Annotated in this window: 12 protein-coding genes; 4 read left to right on the top strand and 8 right to left on the bottom strand. The window is 74.7% G+C overall.

Going from position 1 to position 14,810, the window contains the following annotated elements; genetic code table 11:
• Positions 1 to 8 precede the first annotated feature (8 nt).
• The 3 genes from AC1DWH_RS14795 to AC1DWH_RS14785 are packed head-to-tail and all read right to left on the bottom strand — an operon-like array spanning position 9 to position 3,327.
• Positions 9 to 1,040 carry a uroporphyrinogen decarboxylase/cobalamine-independent methonine synthase family protein gene (locus tag AC1DWH_RS14795; RefSeq protein WP_477094312.1) on the bottom strand — a complete coding sequence of 344 codons (1,032 nt, stop codon included), beginning with the start codon at positions 1,038 to 1,040 and terminating at the stop codon, positions 9 to 11.
• Entirely contained in the window at positions 1,037 to 2,137 is a 1,101-nt protein-coding gene (gene mnmA / locus AC1DWH_RS14790) for a tRNA 2-thiouridine(34) synthase MnmA (RefSeq protein ID WP_477094311.1), read from the bottom strand. The genes AC1DWH_RS14795 and mnmA overlap by 4 nt, the downstream gene beginning before the upstream one ends.
• Entirely contained in the window at positions 2,137 to 3,327 is a 1,191-nt protein-coding gene (locus tag AC1DWH_RS14785; protein WP_477094310.1) for a cysteine desulfurase family protein, read from the bottom strand. The genes mnmA and AC1DWH_RS14785 overlap by 1 nt, the downstream gene beginning before the upstream one ends.
• Before the next feature lie 95 nt (positions 3,328 to 3,422).
• Here AC1DWH_RS14785 and AC1DWH_RS14780 point away from each other — a divergent pair, with 95 nt between their 5' ends.
• A complete protein-coding gene (locus AC1DWH_RS14780; RefSeq protein WP_477094309.1) occupies positions 3,423 to 4,415 on the top strand; it encodes a phosphotransferase family protein in 993 nt (330 codons plus the stop codon).
• Positions 4,416 to 4,418: 3 nt separating this feature from the next.
• Here AC1DWH_RS14780 and AC1DWH_RS14775 read toward each other — a convergent pair whose 3' ends face one another.
• From AC1DWH_RS14775 to AC1DWH_RS14760, 4 genes are all read right to left on the bottom strand, one after another.
• Positions 4,419 to 4,799 (bottom strand): PLDc N-terminal domain-containing protein, encoded by a 381-nt coding sequence (locus AC1DWH_RS14775; protein ID WP_456844370.1) that lies wholly within the window; start codon positions 4,797 to 4,799, stop codon positions 4,419 to 4,421.
• Between the two features lie 126 nt (positions 4,800 to 4,925).
• Positions 4,926 to 6,401, bottom strand: a complete 1,476-nt coding sequence (locus AC1DWH_RS14770; RefSeq protein ID WP_477094308.1) for an outer membrane protein assembly factor BamB family protein — start codon at positions 6,399 to 6,401, stop codon at positions 4,926 to 4,928.
• Positions 6,402 to 6,484: 83 nt separating this feature from the next.
• Positions 6,485 to 7,465: an electron transfer flavoprotein subunit alpha/FixB family protein gene (locus AC1DWH_RS14765; RefSeq protein ID WP_477094307.1), complete on the bottom strand. Its 981-nt coding sequence runs from the start codon at positions 7,463 to 7,465 to the stop codon at positions 6,485 to 6,487.
• A 23-nt stretch (positions 7,466 to 7,488) separates the two neighbouring features.
• Positions 7,489 to 8,277: an electron transfer flavoprotein subunit beta/FixA family protein gene (locus AC1DWH_RS14760; RefSeq protein ID WP_477094306.1), complete on the bottom strand. Its 789-nt coding sequence runs from the start codon at positions 8,275 to 8,277 to the stop codon at positions 7,489 to 7,491.
• A gap of 97 nt (positions 8,278 to 8,374) precedes the next feature.
• Between AC1DWH_RS14760 and glgX the strand changes: the two genes are divergently transcribed.
• A complete protein-coding gene (glgX, locus tag AC1DWH_RS14755; RefSeq protein WP_477094305.1) occupies positions 8,375 to 10,570 on the top strand; it encodes a glycogen debranching protein GlgX in 2,196 nt (731 codons plus the stop codon).
• On the opposite strand, the gene AC1DWH_RS14750 is transcribed toward glgX, so the two are convergent.
• Entirely contained in the window at positions 10,555 to 10,998 is a 444-nt protein-coding gene (locus AC1DWH_RS14750; protein ID WP_477094304.1) for a GNAT family N-acetyltransferase, read from the bottom strand. The genes glgX and AC1DWH_RS14750 overlap by 16 nt on opposite strands.
• Before the next feature lie 52 nt (positions 10,999 to 11,050).
• Between AC1DWH_RS14750 and AC1DWH_RS14745 the strand changes: the two genes are divergently transcribed.
• Both AC1DWH_RS14745 and AC1DWH_RS14740 read left to right on the top strand, forming a co-directional pair.
• Positions 11,051 to 12,697 (top strand): FAD-binding dehydrogenase, encoded by a 1,647-nt coding sequence (locus tag AC1DWH_RS14745; RefSeq protein WP_477094303.1) that lies wholly within the window; start codon positions 11,051 to 11,053, stop codon positions 12,695 to 12,697.
• Positions 12,698 to 12,782: 85 nt separating this feature from the next.
• Entirely contained in the window at positions 12,783 to 14,804 is a 2,022-nt protein-coding gene (locus tag AC1DWH_RS14740; RefSeq protein WP_477094302.1) for an alpha-1,4-glucan--maltose-1-phosphate maltosyltransferase, read from the top strand.
• Positions 14,805 to 14,810: the final 6 nt, after the last annotated feature.

The following is a 14,810-nucleotide window of genomic DNA, read 5'->3' as shown; positions in this document are numbered from 1 at the left end:
AGCCACCCTCAGTCCTCCGCTCGTTCCGCGACGATCCGCGCGGCGCGCACCAGTCCCGCCAGCACGGCGCGGGCGTCGTCGGGACTGCCCTTGCCGGTGATGTCCCCCGCCAGCAGGACGACGTCCCGCAGGCCCGCCATCGGCAGCCCGACGGACCGCCACGGCCGGGTGAGGCTGTCGGCCTGCCCGGTGACGTCCGGGCCGGCGCACTGCGACGAGGCCTGCGGCGGCAGCTCGGGCCAGAAGGCGAGACCGCCCTCGACCACCTCGGCGACCTTCTCCCAGCTGTGCTCGTCGAGCGCGTCGACCGCGAGCGCGAAGCCGTCGACGCCCGCCGCGCGGATCGCGCCCAGGGACGTCCAGGCCGTCCCTCCGTGCACCACGACGCGTGCCCCCTCGAGCGCCCGCACACCGGCGGCCACCTCCGAGATGCGCTCGGCCGCGACCGGCCCGGGCACCGACCGCAGCGCGGAGTATCCCGAGAACGACGGCAGGACGCCGGCCATGACCTGCGCGAGCAGGGGCTCGTGCAGCAGGACGGTCGGCTCCGCGCCCGGCACGGAGCGGCGGATCGCGGCCAGGTGCTCGCCGATGCCCGCGGCCAGCGACGCGGCGAGCTCGCGGACGGCGCCGGCGTCGGACACCACCCGGTCGCCCCGCGAGAGGTAGAGGGAGGCCGCGAGCGTCATCGGGCCCAGGACCGGGACCACCAGCGGGCCGACGTACCCGTGCCCGGCGACCGCGAGCGCGTCGACGTCCTCGCGCACGTACGCCTGCGCGCGGGCGAGGTCCCGGCTGGGCCGGTCGGCCAGCTTCCAGCCGTGCGGGCCCAGCTCGGTGGGCAGCTCCGCCAGCAGCGCCGCCGCACGCCCGGTCCGGTCGGCCCACGGGCCGCGCTCGGCCAGCAGCACCGTGAACGGCAGGCCGGCCACCTCCGACGGGGTGTCGACGAGGTCGCCGACGACGACGGTCTGCGCCTCGAGCACGTCGAGCCCCGGCCACGGACCGGTGCCCGTGACGGACGGTCGCGCGCCGCTCACCCGGCAACGCCGACCGTGGCCCGGCGCGCGGCCGTGACGGTGGCCTGCCCGAGCACACGCGTGCCGTCGTAGAGGACCGCCGACTGCCCGGGCGCGACGCCCCGCAGCGAGGCGTCCTCGAGCGCGACCTCGACCAGCCCGTCGCGCAGGGTTGCCCGGGCGGGGACGGCGGCGCCGTGCGCGCGGACCTGCAGGGAGCACGCGAACGACCGGTCCGGTTCCTCGAACCACACGGCCCGGTCGGCCTCGACGGTCCGCACCACGAGGTCGTCGGCGGACCCCACGACCACGCGGTTGTTGACCGGCTCGACCGAGAGCACGTACCGGGGCTTGCCGTCGGCGGCGGGCCGGCCGATGGACAGGCCGCGCCGCTGCCCGACGGTGTACGCGTACGCGCCGTCGTGCCGCCCGAGCACAGCACCGGAGGCGTCGACGATCTCGCCGGGCTGCGACCCGAGCCGGTCGCGCAGGAAGCCCTGGGTGTCTCCGTCGGCGACGAAGCAGATGTCGTACGAGTCGGGCTTGGCCGAGACGGAGAGCCCGCGGGCGGCCGCCTCGGCACGCGTCTGCTCCTTCGAGGCCACGTCCCCCAGCGGGAACATCGACCGCGCGAGCCGCTCCGGGCCCATCACCGCCAGCACGTAGGACTGGTCCTTGGCCAGGTCGCGGGCCCGGTGCAGCTCGCGGGTGTCGTCGGCGCGCGTCTCGATGCGCGCGTAGTGGCCGGTGCAGACCGCGTCGAACCCCAGGGCCACGGCCTTGTCCAGCAGCGTGGCGAACTTGATGTGCTCGTTGCACCGCACGCACGGGTTGGGGGTGCGGCCGGCCTCGTACTCGGCGACGAAGTCCGCGACGACGGTCTCCTCGAACCGCTCGGACAGGTCCCACACGTAGTGCGGGATGCCCAGCACGTCGGCGGCACGGCGGGCGTCGCCGGCGTCCTCGATCGAGCAGCATCCGCGCGAACCCGTGCGGAACTGGTCCCGCGTGCGCGACAGCGCCATGTGCACGCCGACGACGTCGTGCCCGGCGTCGACCGCGCGCGCGGCGGCGACCGCGGAGTCCACGCCGCCGGACAGGGCGGCCAGCACGCGCATCAGGACACCGCCCCGAGGGTGGCCAGGCCGGCCGCGCGGGCCCGGTCGACCACGCCCGGCAGGACGGCCAGCAGCGCGTCGACGTCGTCGGCGGTCGAGGTGTGCCCGAGGCTGAACCGCAGCGCGCCGCGGGCGGCGACCTCGTCGACCCCCATCGCCAGGAGCACGTGGCTGGGCCGCGGGACGCCCGCCTGGCACGCCGACCCCGTCGACGCCTCGATGCCCGCGGAGTCGAGCAGGTAGAGCAGCGAGTCGCCCTCGCACCCGGGGAACGTGAAGTGCGCGTTCGCGGGCAGCCGGCGCGAGGTGTCCCGCGGGCCGCGCAGCACCGCGTCCGGCACGACCGACGCGACCCCCGCCACGAGGGTGTCCCGGAGCGCTCCCACCCGTGCGGCGAAGGCGTCCCGACCGGCCACGGCCTGGTCGACGGCGAGCCCGAACGACGCCAGCAGGGCCGCGTCGAGCGTGCCGGACCGCACCCCGCGCTCCTGCCCACCGCCGTGCAGCACCGGCGTGAGGTCGAGCCCGCGCCGGGCCAGCAGCGCACCCGCGCCACCCGGTCCGCCGACCTTGTGCCCGCTGACGGTCAGGGCGTCGAGCCCGGAGGCGCCGAAGTCGACCGGGACCTGCCCGACCGCCTGCACGGCGTCGGCGTGCACGGGCACCCCGAACCGGCGGGCCAGCGCGACGACGTCGTCGAGGGGCTGCAGGGCCCCGACCTCGTTGTTCGCCCACATCACGGAGATCAGCGCGGCCTGCTCGCCGTGGCGCTCGAGCTCCTCGCGCAGGGCGTCGACCTCGAGCACGCCGTCGGCGTCGACCGGCAGCAGCACCAGCTCCGCGCCCGCGTGCTCGGCCATCCAGAACGCCGGGTCCAGGACCGCGTGGTGCTCGACGGCCGACACCAGCAGGCGTCGCCGACCCGGGTCCTGCGTGCGGCGGGCCCAGAACAGGCCCTTGACCGCGAGGTTGTCCGCCTCGGTGCCGCCGGACGTCCAGACGACCTCGCTCGGCCGCGCACCCAGGGCAGCCGCGAGCCGCTCGCGGGACTCCTCGACCACGCGTCGGGCGGCGCGGCCGGACGCGTGCAGGGACGAAGGGTTGCCGGGACGCGCGAGCTGCTCGGCGAGCACCCGCGCGGCCTCCGGGATCATGGGCGTGGTCGCCGCATGGTCGAGATACACGCTCATCGGGGTCCATCCTACGAACCGCGCGGCATCACCCCGGACGCACAGCCCGTGGGACGACCTCATACGGCGGTGCATCTCCTGGCAGGATGTGCCGCGTGAGTGCCGACGACGTCATCGACCTCCCGCGCGCCTTCAGCGGCCAGCGGCTGGACTGGCGTGACCTCCCGAGGCCGGTCCGGGCCAGGATCGCCGAGCTGGCCGGCTCCCAGGTCACCGCCGAGACCAGCGCGACCAGCGGCTTCAGCCCCGGCTTCGCGGCCGTGCTCGAGCTCGCCGACGGTCGGGGCGTCTTCGTCAAGGCCGTCTCCGCCGAGCAGAACCCGCTCTCCCCGGACCTGGCCCGCGCCGAGATCCGGGTCTCGCACGCCCTGCCCCCGCAGGTTCCCGCGCCCCGGCTGCTGTGGTCGTCCGACGACGACGACTGGGTCATCCTCGGGTTCGAGGTGGTGCACGGCCGCTCCCCCGAGCTCCCGTGGAAGCCCGACGACCTGCGCGCGGTCGCCGACGCGCTGGGAGCGCTCGCAGACGCCGAGCCGCTGCCGGGCCACCAGCTGCCCCGCACCGACGACCAGCTGGCGGAGAACTTCACGGGCTGGCGCCGGCTGGACGCCCTGGACGACGAGTCGTTGGGTCGCTATGCCGAGCTGGCCGGCGACGCGGGCCGGTGGGCGCTGGAGAACCTCGAGCAGCTGGTCCTCTGGGAGCAGGACTCCCTGCGTGTGTGCGCCGGCGACGCCCTCGTGCACGGGGACCTGCGCGCCGACAATGTGATGATCGACCCCGACCACCAGCACCGCGTCTGGCTCATCGACTGGCCGCACGCCAGCGTCGGCGCGCCGTGGCTGGACCTCGCGTTCATGCTGCCCAGCGTCGCGCTGCAGGGCGGCGGCGACCCGGCGACGAACTTCCGGCAGCACGCGGTCTCGGACGGCGTGCCCGACGACGACCTGCGGGCGGGCCTCGCCGGGCTGTCCGGCTACTTCGCGTGGAACTCCCGCCAGCCCGCCCCACTTGGAATCCCGAACCTGCGCCGGTTCCAGGCCGCGCAGGGCCTGGCGACGGTCCGGTGGCTCCGCGAGCTGTCCTGAGCCTCAGGCCTTGTCGTCGCCCTTGAGCTTCTGCTCCCGGTCGCGCAGCTGCGCCTCCCAGTCCTTGAGCATCTGCTCGTGGGTGGTGTCGGACTGACGCATGCCGGCCAGGAACTCGTCGTCGTCGTCCGGACCGGACCGACGCGGCCGCTCGTACTCGGGGAACCCGGCCGTCTGCGTCGACGGCCACGGCACGTTCCGGGACGGCCGGTGCTCGGGTCGCCCGGCGACCAGCCACGCGATCCCGCCGACCACCGGGATGATGATGATGACGAACACCCAGGTGGTCTTGGAGAGGTTCCGCGGGACGTCGGTCTGGATGCAGTCGATCAGGCAGTAGACCAGCAGGCCCAGCTCGATCAGGTACGGCAGGTAGCGGATCACGGTCTCTCCTCGGGCGCCCCTCCCCGGTGTGCGGACTCCCCGGGACCGACGCGCACGCTAGCGAACGGTGGATCGGGTTGTCCGGCGATCTGCCGCGCGCCCGAGCCGATCACCCGGACGGACCACTCAGCCGAGCACCGCGGACGAGGATCCCCAGCCGACCAGGGTGTGCCCGACCGCCCCGGCCCCCAGGAGCCCGCCGGGCAGGTCGACGCGCCAGACCTCTCCCCCGTCGTCGAACCGGTACGCGACGAGCACGCCGACCCCGGGCCAGTCGTCCGGCGACGTCACGTCACCGGGTCCCTCGGGCCGCTGCTGCGAGCTGAGCAGGTGCCTCCCGTCCGTGACCAGGCCGCCCAGCGTCAGGCCCGGCCCGACGGGCGCCCGCCAGAGCTCCTCGCCGGTGCGCCCGTCCACGGCGACGACGCCGCCACCCGTGCTCAGGTACACCCGGCCGCGCAGCACGAGGGCGTCGCCCGCGGGGACGTGCCGGACCGTCCAGCGCACCGCTCCCGTGGACCGGTCGTACGCGCGGACGACGTTGTCGGCCATGAGGACGAGGTCCGGCACGCTGCCGTCGTCCGCCGAGACCCGCATCTGCTGCCCGCTCAGGACGAGGTCGGGGCCGCCGCCGACGATCGTCGTGCGCGGTGTGCCCTGCTCGTCGCCGGCGACGGCGGCCACCGTCGCCGTGGCCGGGTCGGCCGCGTAGCCGAGGCTCGCGTCGAGGTCCGTCCGGACCACCCGGCCGGTGGTGTCCAGCAGGGCGATCCGCCGGCCGGGCATGACCACGCCCACCCCGTCCGCGGTGGCGAACATCGACGTGGACCCGTCGGCGTAGCCGCTGTCGTCCGGCACGACGGGAGCGCCCGGGACGGTCGTCTGCCACTCCCGCTGACCGCTGACCAGGTCCGCAGCGGTGACCGCGACGGCTCCGTCCGCGGCCGGCTCGGCGGTCACGGCCAGGCCGGCCAGCACGGTGAACGCGACGACGGAGGGAGCCGGCCGGACGGCGACGACCGAGCCGTCGTCCACGTCCGCCACCACCAGGAGGCCGGTCGAGGAGGGGACGTAGACCATCGCCGTGTCGCGGTAGGTGAGGAAGGCGTCGGTCACCAGGCAGACCACCCGACCCGTGCCGCCCGGCTCCAGGACGCACCCGCCGACCGAGGTGAACCCGTCGGCACCGTGGTCGACGGTGTGCGCGGCGGCGAGCGTCGTCGTCCACCGCCGCTCCCCGGTCCGCTCGTCGACGGCCACGAGGGCCTGCGCGTTGTCGTCCGACTGCTGCAGGCCGATCAGCGATCCGTCGACGGCGATCCCCGACTGGAGCGCCGCCTGCGTGCCGGGCCCCGGTTCCCACAGGACCCGCAGGTCGGCGTCGACGGGCCGGACGACGCCGGGCACCGCGGCCAGCGCCGCGACGGCCGCGCGCTCGCGCGCGTCGACCACCAGCTGCACGCCCGCGAGCGCGATCACGGCCAGCACCGGGACCAGGAGCCACAGGCGGGACCGGCGCCGCCGCGTCGGCGCCTGCGCGTCGGGGGCCTCGGCGTCGCGCTCGTCGAGCTCGACCTCCCGCATGCCCTCGCGCCGAGCCATGGCCGGAGACTATCCGCGCCGGCCGCCGATCGGCCCGAGCTCCCCTCGGTCGGCCGAGCCGGAGCGCGCTCGGACGGTCGCCGTCAGCCCTTCAGTCGTCGGATCTCCGCGGCGGCCTGCGGCACCACCGTGAACAGGTCACCCACCACGCCGAAGTCGGCGATCTCGAAGATCGGCGCGTCGGGGTCGGAGTTGATCGCGACGATGGTGCCCGACGCCTGCATCCCGCCGCGGTGGTGGACCGCGCCCGAGACGCCGACGCCGACGTAGAGCCGCGGAGCGATGGTGACGCCGGTCTGGCCGATCTGGGCGTCGTGCCCGATCCAGCCCTCGTCGGTGGCCACGCGCGTGGCGCCGACCGCGCCACCGAGCACGTCCGCGAGCTCCTCGACCACCGAGAAGTCCCCCTCGGTGCCGCGGCCGCCGGCGACGACGACGCTCGCGCTGCCCAGGTCCGGTCGGCCGCTGGCGGGCCGCTCGGTGCGCTCGACCAGCGTGACGCGCCGGGCCTTGGCGCTCGCCGTGACGACGTGCTCGACGATCTGAGGTGCGACGCCCCCCACGGTCGAGGCCTGCACGGAGTTGGGCTTGACGGTGACGATCGCGATCGGCGCGGTGACCGCGCAGGCCGTCGTCCACGTCCCGGCGAACACCGTCTTGGAGGCGACGTACCGGCCGTCGACGAGCGCGAGCCCGTCGGCGTCGGTGACCACCCCGGCGCCGGTGCTCACCGCGAGGCGCGCGGCGGCCTCCTTGTTCTCGAACGACGAGACGGCCACCAGCAGGTCGGCGCCCGTGGCGTCCAGCACCGACGCGAGCGCCTCCGCCAGCACGGCGGACAGGTGCAGGTCCGCGTCGGCGACGATCCGGTGGACGTGCGTGGCCCCCAGGGCGGCCAGCTCGGCGACGACGTCGGCCGACGGCTCGACGCCGTCCACGGCCCACGCGGCGTGCACGCCGGCGTCACCGGCCAGCCCGCGGGCGAGCGTGAGGAGCTCGCGCACGGGGGCGCGGACGGCTCCGGCCTCGGTGTGGTCGACGAGCACGAGCACGGGAGCGGTCACGGCGGCGATCCTTCGTTGGGGGGTCAGACGAGCTGGTTGTCGACGAGGTACGCGGCGAGCCGGAGGCCGGCGTCCCCCGTGTCCTGCACCAGCACGCGGTTGTCGCGGGGCGGGCGGGCGGCGGCCTCGAGCACCTCGGTGCGGGCGCCCGCGGCACCGACCCGGGCTGCGTCGACGTCGAGGTCGGCCAGCGTCAGGGTGGTGATCGGCTTCTTGCGGGCGGCCATGATGCCCTTGAAGTTGGGGTAGCGGGGCTCGTTCGCCTGGTCCGTGACCGACACCAGAGCCGGCAGCGCGGCCTCGAGCACCTCGGCGGCGTGGTCGAGGTTGCGGCGTACCCGGACGGTCCCGTCCTCGACGGTCAGCTCGGCGGCCAGCGGCAGCGCCGGGAGGTCGAGCAGCTCCGCGAGCGCCGTCGGCAGGAGCGAGGTGAGCCCGTCCAGGCCCGCCATGCCGGTGATGACCAGGTCGACGTGCTCCTGCGCGTCGAGGTATCGGACGGCCGCGGCGAGCACCCGCGCGGTGCCGACGACGTCCGAGCCGGCGACGGCGTCGTCGACGACGTGCACGGCCTCCTCGGCGCCCAGCTGCAGGCCACGCCGGACGGCGTCCGCGGCGTCGTCGGGACCCACGGTCAGGGCCACCACGGACCCCTCGTGCGCCTCGACGAGGGCGAGCGCGGCCTCGAGCGCGTTCTCGTCCAGCTCGTTGATGGTGCCGTCCCCGCCGTCGCGGACCACGCGACCGTCGGGGCCCAGGGCCCGCTCGGACTGGATGTCAGGGACATGCTTCACGCAGACGACGATCCTCACCCGCGGAACGTTACCGCCCGGCCCGGACGCGGCGAGCACGCGTCCACGGGGCGCTGCCACCCGACACGTGTGGGCTTGCGTCCCCCACAATGTCGGGGTGACCCAGCCTTCCCCCCGCCGCCGCGCGCCGCGCCTCGGTGTGCACGTCACCGACGAGGGCGTCGACGTCGCCGTCCTCGCCGCGCACGCGACCGGCGTCGACCTGTGCCTGTTCGACGGCCCGGACCACGAGCACGAGCGCCGGATCCGCCTCGACGGCCCGGTGCACGGGGTGTTCAGCGCGTCCGTCCCCGGCGTGCGCGCCGGCCAGCGGTACGGGTTCCGGGCGCACGGCCCGTGGGAGCCGGCGGCGGGTCACCGCTACAACCCGGCCAAGCTGCTGGTCGACCCGTACGCCCGGGGCCTGGACGGCGAGGTCGCGCACACGCCCCAGACGTACGGCCACGTCGTCGGCGCCGACCTCGTCGGCGACCCCTACGGGCCCGCGGACCCGCGCGACTCGGCCGGGCACGTCCCCTACTCGGTCGTCGTCGACACCCGCGACCTGCCCGGCCCCGACCCCACCGCCAACCGTCCGTGGACCCCGTGGAGCCAGACCGTGGTCTACGAGGCGCACGTCCGGGGCCTGACCAGGCTGGCCGACCGGCTGCCCGAGGACCTGCGCGGCACCTACGCCGGCCTCGCGCACCCGGCGGTGATCGACCACCTGCTGGCGCTGGGCGTCACGGCTGTCGAGCTGCTCCCCGTGCACGCGTTCGCCGACGAGCCCCATCTGGTGGAGAAGGGGCTGACCAACTACTGGGGCTACAGCACCCTCGGCTTCTTCGCCCCGCACGCGCGGTTCGCGACGAAGGCCGCGCAGGCCCAGGGCCCCGACGCGGTGCTCGCCGAGCTGCGGGGCGCGGTGCACGCGCTGCACGAGGCCGGGCTCGAGGTCCTGCTGGACGTGGTCTACAACCACACGTGCGAGGGCGGCCTGCCGGGCCAGCACATCTCCTGGCGCGGGCTCGACAGCGCGACGTACTACGCGCACGACGGGGGTGCGCCGGCCGCGCTGGCCGACGTCACGGGCACGGGGAACACCCTCGACTTCCGCCGGGCCGAGGTGGTCCGCATGACGCTCGACTCGCTGCGGTACTGGGCGGACGTCGTGGGCGTCGACGGCTTCCGGTTCGACCTGGCGGTGACGCTCGGGCGCGACGCCGGCGGCTTCTCCCCGGACCACCCCGCGCTCGTGGCGATGGCCGTCGAGCCCGCGCTGCACGGGCTCAAGCTCATCGCGGAGCCCTGGGACGTCGGCCCCGGCGGCTGGCGCACCGGGCAGTTCCCGATCCCGTTCGCCGAGTGGAACGACCGGTTCCGCAACGCCTCCCGCTCGTTCTGGCTGGGCGACCCCGGACGCGCGGCGCACGGCCTGCCCGGCCACCGCGTGCGCGACCTGGCCACGCGGTTGGCGGGGTCCGTCGACCTGTTCGGGCACAGCGACCCGCCGCTGGTCCGCGGGCCCGGCACGTCCGTCAACTACGTCACCGCGCACGACGGCTTCACGCTCGCGGACCTGGTCGCGTACGAGCACAAGCACAACGCGGCCAACGGCGAGCAGAACCGGGACGGCAGCGACGACAACCGGTCCTGGAACCACGGCGTCGAGGGGCCGGTCGAGCCGCACTCCCCGGCCGTCGACCTCGTGCCGCTGCGGCGCCGGTCGATCCGTAACCTGCTCGCGACGCTGGTGCTCGCCGCCGGCACGCCGATGATCACCGCCGGCGACGAGATGGGCCGCACGCAGCGCGGCAACAACAACGCGTACTGCCAGGACGACGAGACGTCGTGGGTGCGCTGGGACCTGTCGCCGTGGCGCAAGGACCTGCTGGCCACGGCCCGGTGGCTGCTCCTGCTGCGTCGCGAGCACCCCGCCCTGCGCACCGAACGGTTCTACTCGGGGCGGCCGTACGTGCCGGGCAAGCGCCCGGACCTCGCCTGGTTCGACGCGCTGGGCATGGCGTTCGACCACGACCGGTGGCACGACCCGTCGATCCGGACGCTGCAGATGGTCCGGACCGCCCCACCGCCGGAGCGCGACACCGTGCTGCTGGTCATCAACGGCTCGCTCGACGCCGTCCACCTCATCCTGGCCGACGACCACGGCGGCCGGTGGCGCCTGGCGTGGGACTCCGTCTGGGAGAACCCGGCCGAGGAGCGCGCCGCGGCGATCGAGGGCGGCCTGCACGCCGAGCCGGGCGAGGCGACGGTCGTCGAGGCGCTGAGCATGCGGGTCTACGTACTGGCCTGAGCCGTGCTGGCCTGAGCCCCGTTGCGGCTGGGTCGCACCATCGCGGTCGGACCCGGCTCGTCGAAGCCGTAGTCGCGGTACAGGCCGTGGGCATCGCGCGTGAACAGGGTCCAGCGGAACGACGCGCCCGGGCCGTCGTCGATCATCGCGGTCAGCAGCCGTCGGCCCAGGCCGTCCCCGCGGTGGCCGGCGTCGATAATCACGTCGGCCAGGTACGCGAAGTCGACGCCGTCGGACACCGCCCGCGCGAACCCGACCTGCCGGCCCGTGGCCTCGACGTAGACGCCGACCACGCGCCAGGCGCTGTCGAGCTGCCGCTCGAGGTCGTCCCGGCTGCGCCACCGGCCCCAGTACGCGTCGGTGGACAGCAGCCGCCAGACCGCGTCGCGGTCCAGCCGGTCCCGGGAGTCGCTCAGCTCGTAGGTCACGACACGGATCGTAGAGTTCTGGACACGCGTCCAAACGCGTACCGTACGGGCCATGACGCACTCCGATGTCGTGGTCGTCGGCGCAGGCCTGGCCGGCCTGGTCGCCACCGCCGAGCTGGTCGCCTCCGGGCGCCGGGTCACGCTGCTCGACGCCGAGCCCGCCGCGAGCCTGGGCGGCCAGGCGTTCTGGTCGTTCGGCGGCCTCTTCCTCGTCGACACCCCTGAGCAGCGCCGCCTCGGCGTCAAGGACTCCGCGGAGCTCGCGCTCGCCGACTGGCTGGGTTCCGCCGACTTCGCCGACGACGGGTCCGACCGCTGGGGCCGCGCGTGGGCCGAGGGCTTCGTCGACTTCGCCGCCGGGGACATGCGGTCGTGGCTGCACGCGAAGGGCGTGCGCTGGTTCCCGCTGGTGCAGTGGCCCGAGCGCGGCGGCTACCTCGCCGACGGGCACGGCAACTCGGTCCCGCGGTTCCACGTCACGTGGGGCACCGGTCCGGGCATCCTCGAGCCGTTCGTCCGCACGCTGCTCGACGCGCGCCGCGACGGGCTGGTCGACGTCCGCTTCCGGCACCGGGTGACCGAGCTGGTGACCACCGACGGCCGGGTCACCGGCGTGCGCGGCGACGTGCTGGCCCCCGACACGGCCGAGCGGGCCGTGCCGAGCTCGCGCGAGGTCGTCGCGCCGTTCGAGCTCACCGCGAGGGCCGTCGTCGTCGCCACCGGCGGCATCGGCGCCAACCACGACCTCGTGCGCGCCACGTGGCCCGCGTCCGCCGGCCGCCTGCCCCAGCGCATGCTCTCCGGCGTCCCGGACCACGTCGACGGCTCGGGCATCGCCGCCGCGAAGACGGCCGGCGCCGCGGTCGTCCACGAGGACCGCATGTGGCACTACCCCGAGGGCATCACCAACCACTCGCCGGTCTGGTCTCAGCACGGCATCCGGATCCTGCCCGGGCCCAGCAGCCTGTGGCTCGACGCCGACGGCCACCGGCTGCCCGTCCCCCTGTTCCCCGGCTTCGACTCCCTCGGCGCGCTCCAGCACATCACCGCGCGGGGCGACGACCACTCGTGGTTCGTGCTCGACAAGACGATCCTCGGCTCCGAGTTCGCGCTGTCCGGCTCGGAGCAGAACCCGGACCTGACCGGCAAGGACATGAAGCTGCTGCTGGAGCGGGTCAAGCCCGGCGCGGTCGGACCGGTCGAGGCGTTCGCGGAGAAGTCCGACGAGTTCCTCTGGGCCGACACCCCGGCCGAGCTGGCCGCCAAGATGAACGCGCTGTCCGGCACCGACCGCATCGACGCGGACGCGCTGGAGCGCACGATCGTCGCCCGGGACCGGCAGGTGGAGACCGGCCTGGGCAAGGACCTGCAGGTGGTGGCCACCGCGATGGCCCGGCGCTACATCGTCGACAAGCTGATCCGGGTGGCCAAGCCGCACCGCCTGCTCGACCCGGAGCACGGGCCCCTGCTCGCGGTCCGGCTCTCGGTCCTCACGCGCAAGACCCTCGGTGGCCTGCACACCGACCTCGAGGGCCGCGTGCTGCGTCCCGACGGCCAGGTGCTGCCGGGCCTGTGGGCGGTCGGCGAGGCCTCCGGGTTCGGCGGCGGCGGGGTGCACGGTCACCGCGCGCTGGAGGGGACGTTCCTCGGCGGCTGCCTGTTCACGGGCCGGACGGTGGGCCGGGCGCTGGGGGCGTAGACCGGCACGGACGTGGCCGCACCGACCACGTCCGAACGGCGCGCTCCGGATGCCTCCCACCTGGACCTACGGATAGGTTCGGGACGTGACACCTCCCTCCGTGCCGCTCGGCACCTCCGTCGGGCGCATCCCGATCGTGGACGTCTCCCCCGTCGCCGAAGCCGGGCGGTTCCCGGCCAAGGCCGTGGTGGGCGAAGCGGTACCCGTGCGGGCGACGGTCTTCCGCGAGGGGCACGACGCCGTGGCGGCCACCGCCGTCCTCACAGACCCGTCCGGCGTGGACCGCGCGAGCGCCCGGATGGTGGACATCGCCCCCGGTCTGGACCGCTTCGAGGCGCGCCTGGTGCCGACGAGCGTCGGGGACTGGACGTTCCGCGTCGAGGGCTGGTCGGACCCGTACGGCACGTGGGCGCACGACGCCGAGATCAAGGTCGAGGCCGGCGTGGACGTCGAGCTCATGCTCACCGAGGGCGCGCTGCTGCTGGAGCGGGCCGCGGGCCGCACGGGCAAGAAGGCGATGCACAGCACCGGGGCCCAGGTGCTGCTCGACGCCGCCGCGGCGCTGCGCGACGTGCACCGCAGCCCGCACGAGCGGCTCGGGGCCGGGCTGTCGGCCGCCGTCCACTCGGCGCTGGCGGAGACGCCGCTGCGCGACGCGGTGACCCGCTCCGCGCAGTACCCGCTGACCGTGGACCGACCGCTCGCCCTCGCCGGCGCCTGGTACGAGATCTTCCCCCGCTCGCAGGGGGCGCGGTACGACCCGGAGGTCGGGGCCTGGGTGTCGGGGACGCTGCGGACCGCGGCGCTCGACCTCCCGCGGATCGCGGGGATGGGCTTCGACGTCGTCTACCTGACCCCGGTGCACCCGATCGGCGCCACGCACCGCAAGGGCCGCAACAACTCGCTCTACTCCGACCAGGGAGATCCGGGCTCGCCATACGCGATCGGCTCGCCCGCGGGCGGCCACGACGCGATCGAGCCCACGCTGGGCACGTTCGACGACTTCGACCGCTTCGTCGCCGCGTCCCGCGCGCTCGGCATGGAGGTCGCGATCGACATCGCGCTGCAGTGCTCGCCCGACCACCCCTGGGTCACGGCGCACCCGGAGTGGTTCACCACGCGCGCGGACGGCACCATCGCGTACGCGGAGAACCCGCCGAAGAAGTACCAGGACATCTACCCCCTGAACTTCGACAACGACCCCGAGGGCATCTACACCGAGATCCGACGGGTCCTGCAGGTGTGGATCGACCACGGCGTGACGCTGTTCCGCGTCGACAACCCGCACACCAAGCCGCTCGACTTCTGGGCGCGGATCCTCGAGTCCGTGCGGGCCGACCACCCCGACGTCATCTTCTTGTCCGAGGCGTTCACGCGGCCGGCGATGATGCAGACCCTGGCCAAGATCGGGTTCCACCAGTCGTACACGTACTTCACCTGGCGCAACACGAAGGACGAGATCACCGAGTACCTGGCCGAGGTCTCGGGTGATCAGGGCGCGTGGATGCGGCCCGCCTTCTGGCCGACGACGCACGACATCCTGCCCCCGTACCTGCAGGCCACGGGCGTGCGGGGCTTCGCGGTCCGGGCCGTGCTCGCCGCGCTCGGCGCTCCCACGTGGGGCATCTACTCGGGCTACGAGCTGGTCGAGGACGTGCCCCGCCCGGGCGTCGACGAGCAGATCGACAACGAGAAGTACGAGTTCAAGCCGCGCGACTGGTCCAAGGCCGACGCCATCGGCATCAACCTGCTGCTGGGGCGGCTGAACGAGCTGCGCCACGCGCACCCGGCCCTGCAGCAGCTGCGCAACCTGCGGGTCCTGCCGACGTCGGACGACGCCCTGGTCGCGTTCTCGAAGCACCTCGACGCCGAGCACTCCCCCACGGGACGCACCGACACCATCGTCGTCATCGTCAACCTCGACCCGTGGAACACCCGCGAGGGCTCGGTCCAGCTGGACCTGCACGCGTTGGGCCTCGACCCGGGCCGGCCGGTGGTCGCGCACGACGTCCTGTCGGAGGAGACGTACGAGTGGGGGCCGTCGGTCTACGTCCGCCTCGACCCGATGATCCGCGCCGCGCACGTGGTGCACCTGGTCGCGCCGTGACCACGC

Source organism: Cellulomonas sp. P2_F12, assembly GCF_056403775.1.
The sequence above is the reverse complement of the archived record's forward strand: the minus strand, read 5'-3'. Positions and strand labels throughout refer to the sequence as shown.

Coding starts and splice junctions, on each gene's coding strand:
- mnmA (WP_477094311.1), bottom strand. CDS start 2,137: ATGCGCGTGCTGGCCGCCCTGTCCGGCGGCGTGGACTCCGCGGTCGCC.
- AC1DWH_RS14785 (WP_477094310.1), bottom strand. CDS start 3,327: ATGAGCGTGTATCTCGACCATGCGGCGACCACGCCCATGATCCCGGAG.
- AC1DWH_RS14745 (WP_477094303.1), top strand. CDS start 11,051: ATGACGCACTCCGATGTCGTGGTCGTCGGCGCAGGCCTGGCCGGCCTG.
- AC1DWH_RS14770 (WP_477094308.1), bottom strand. CDS start 6,401: ATGGCTCGGCGCGAGGGCATGCGGGAGGTCGAGCTCGACGAGCGCGAC.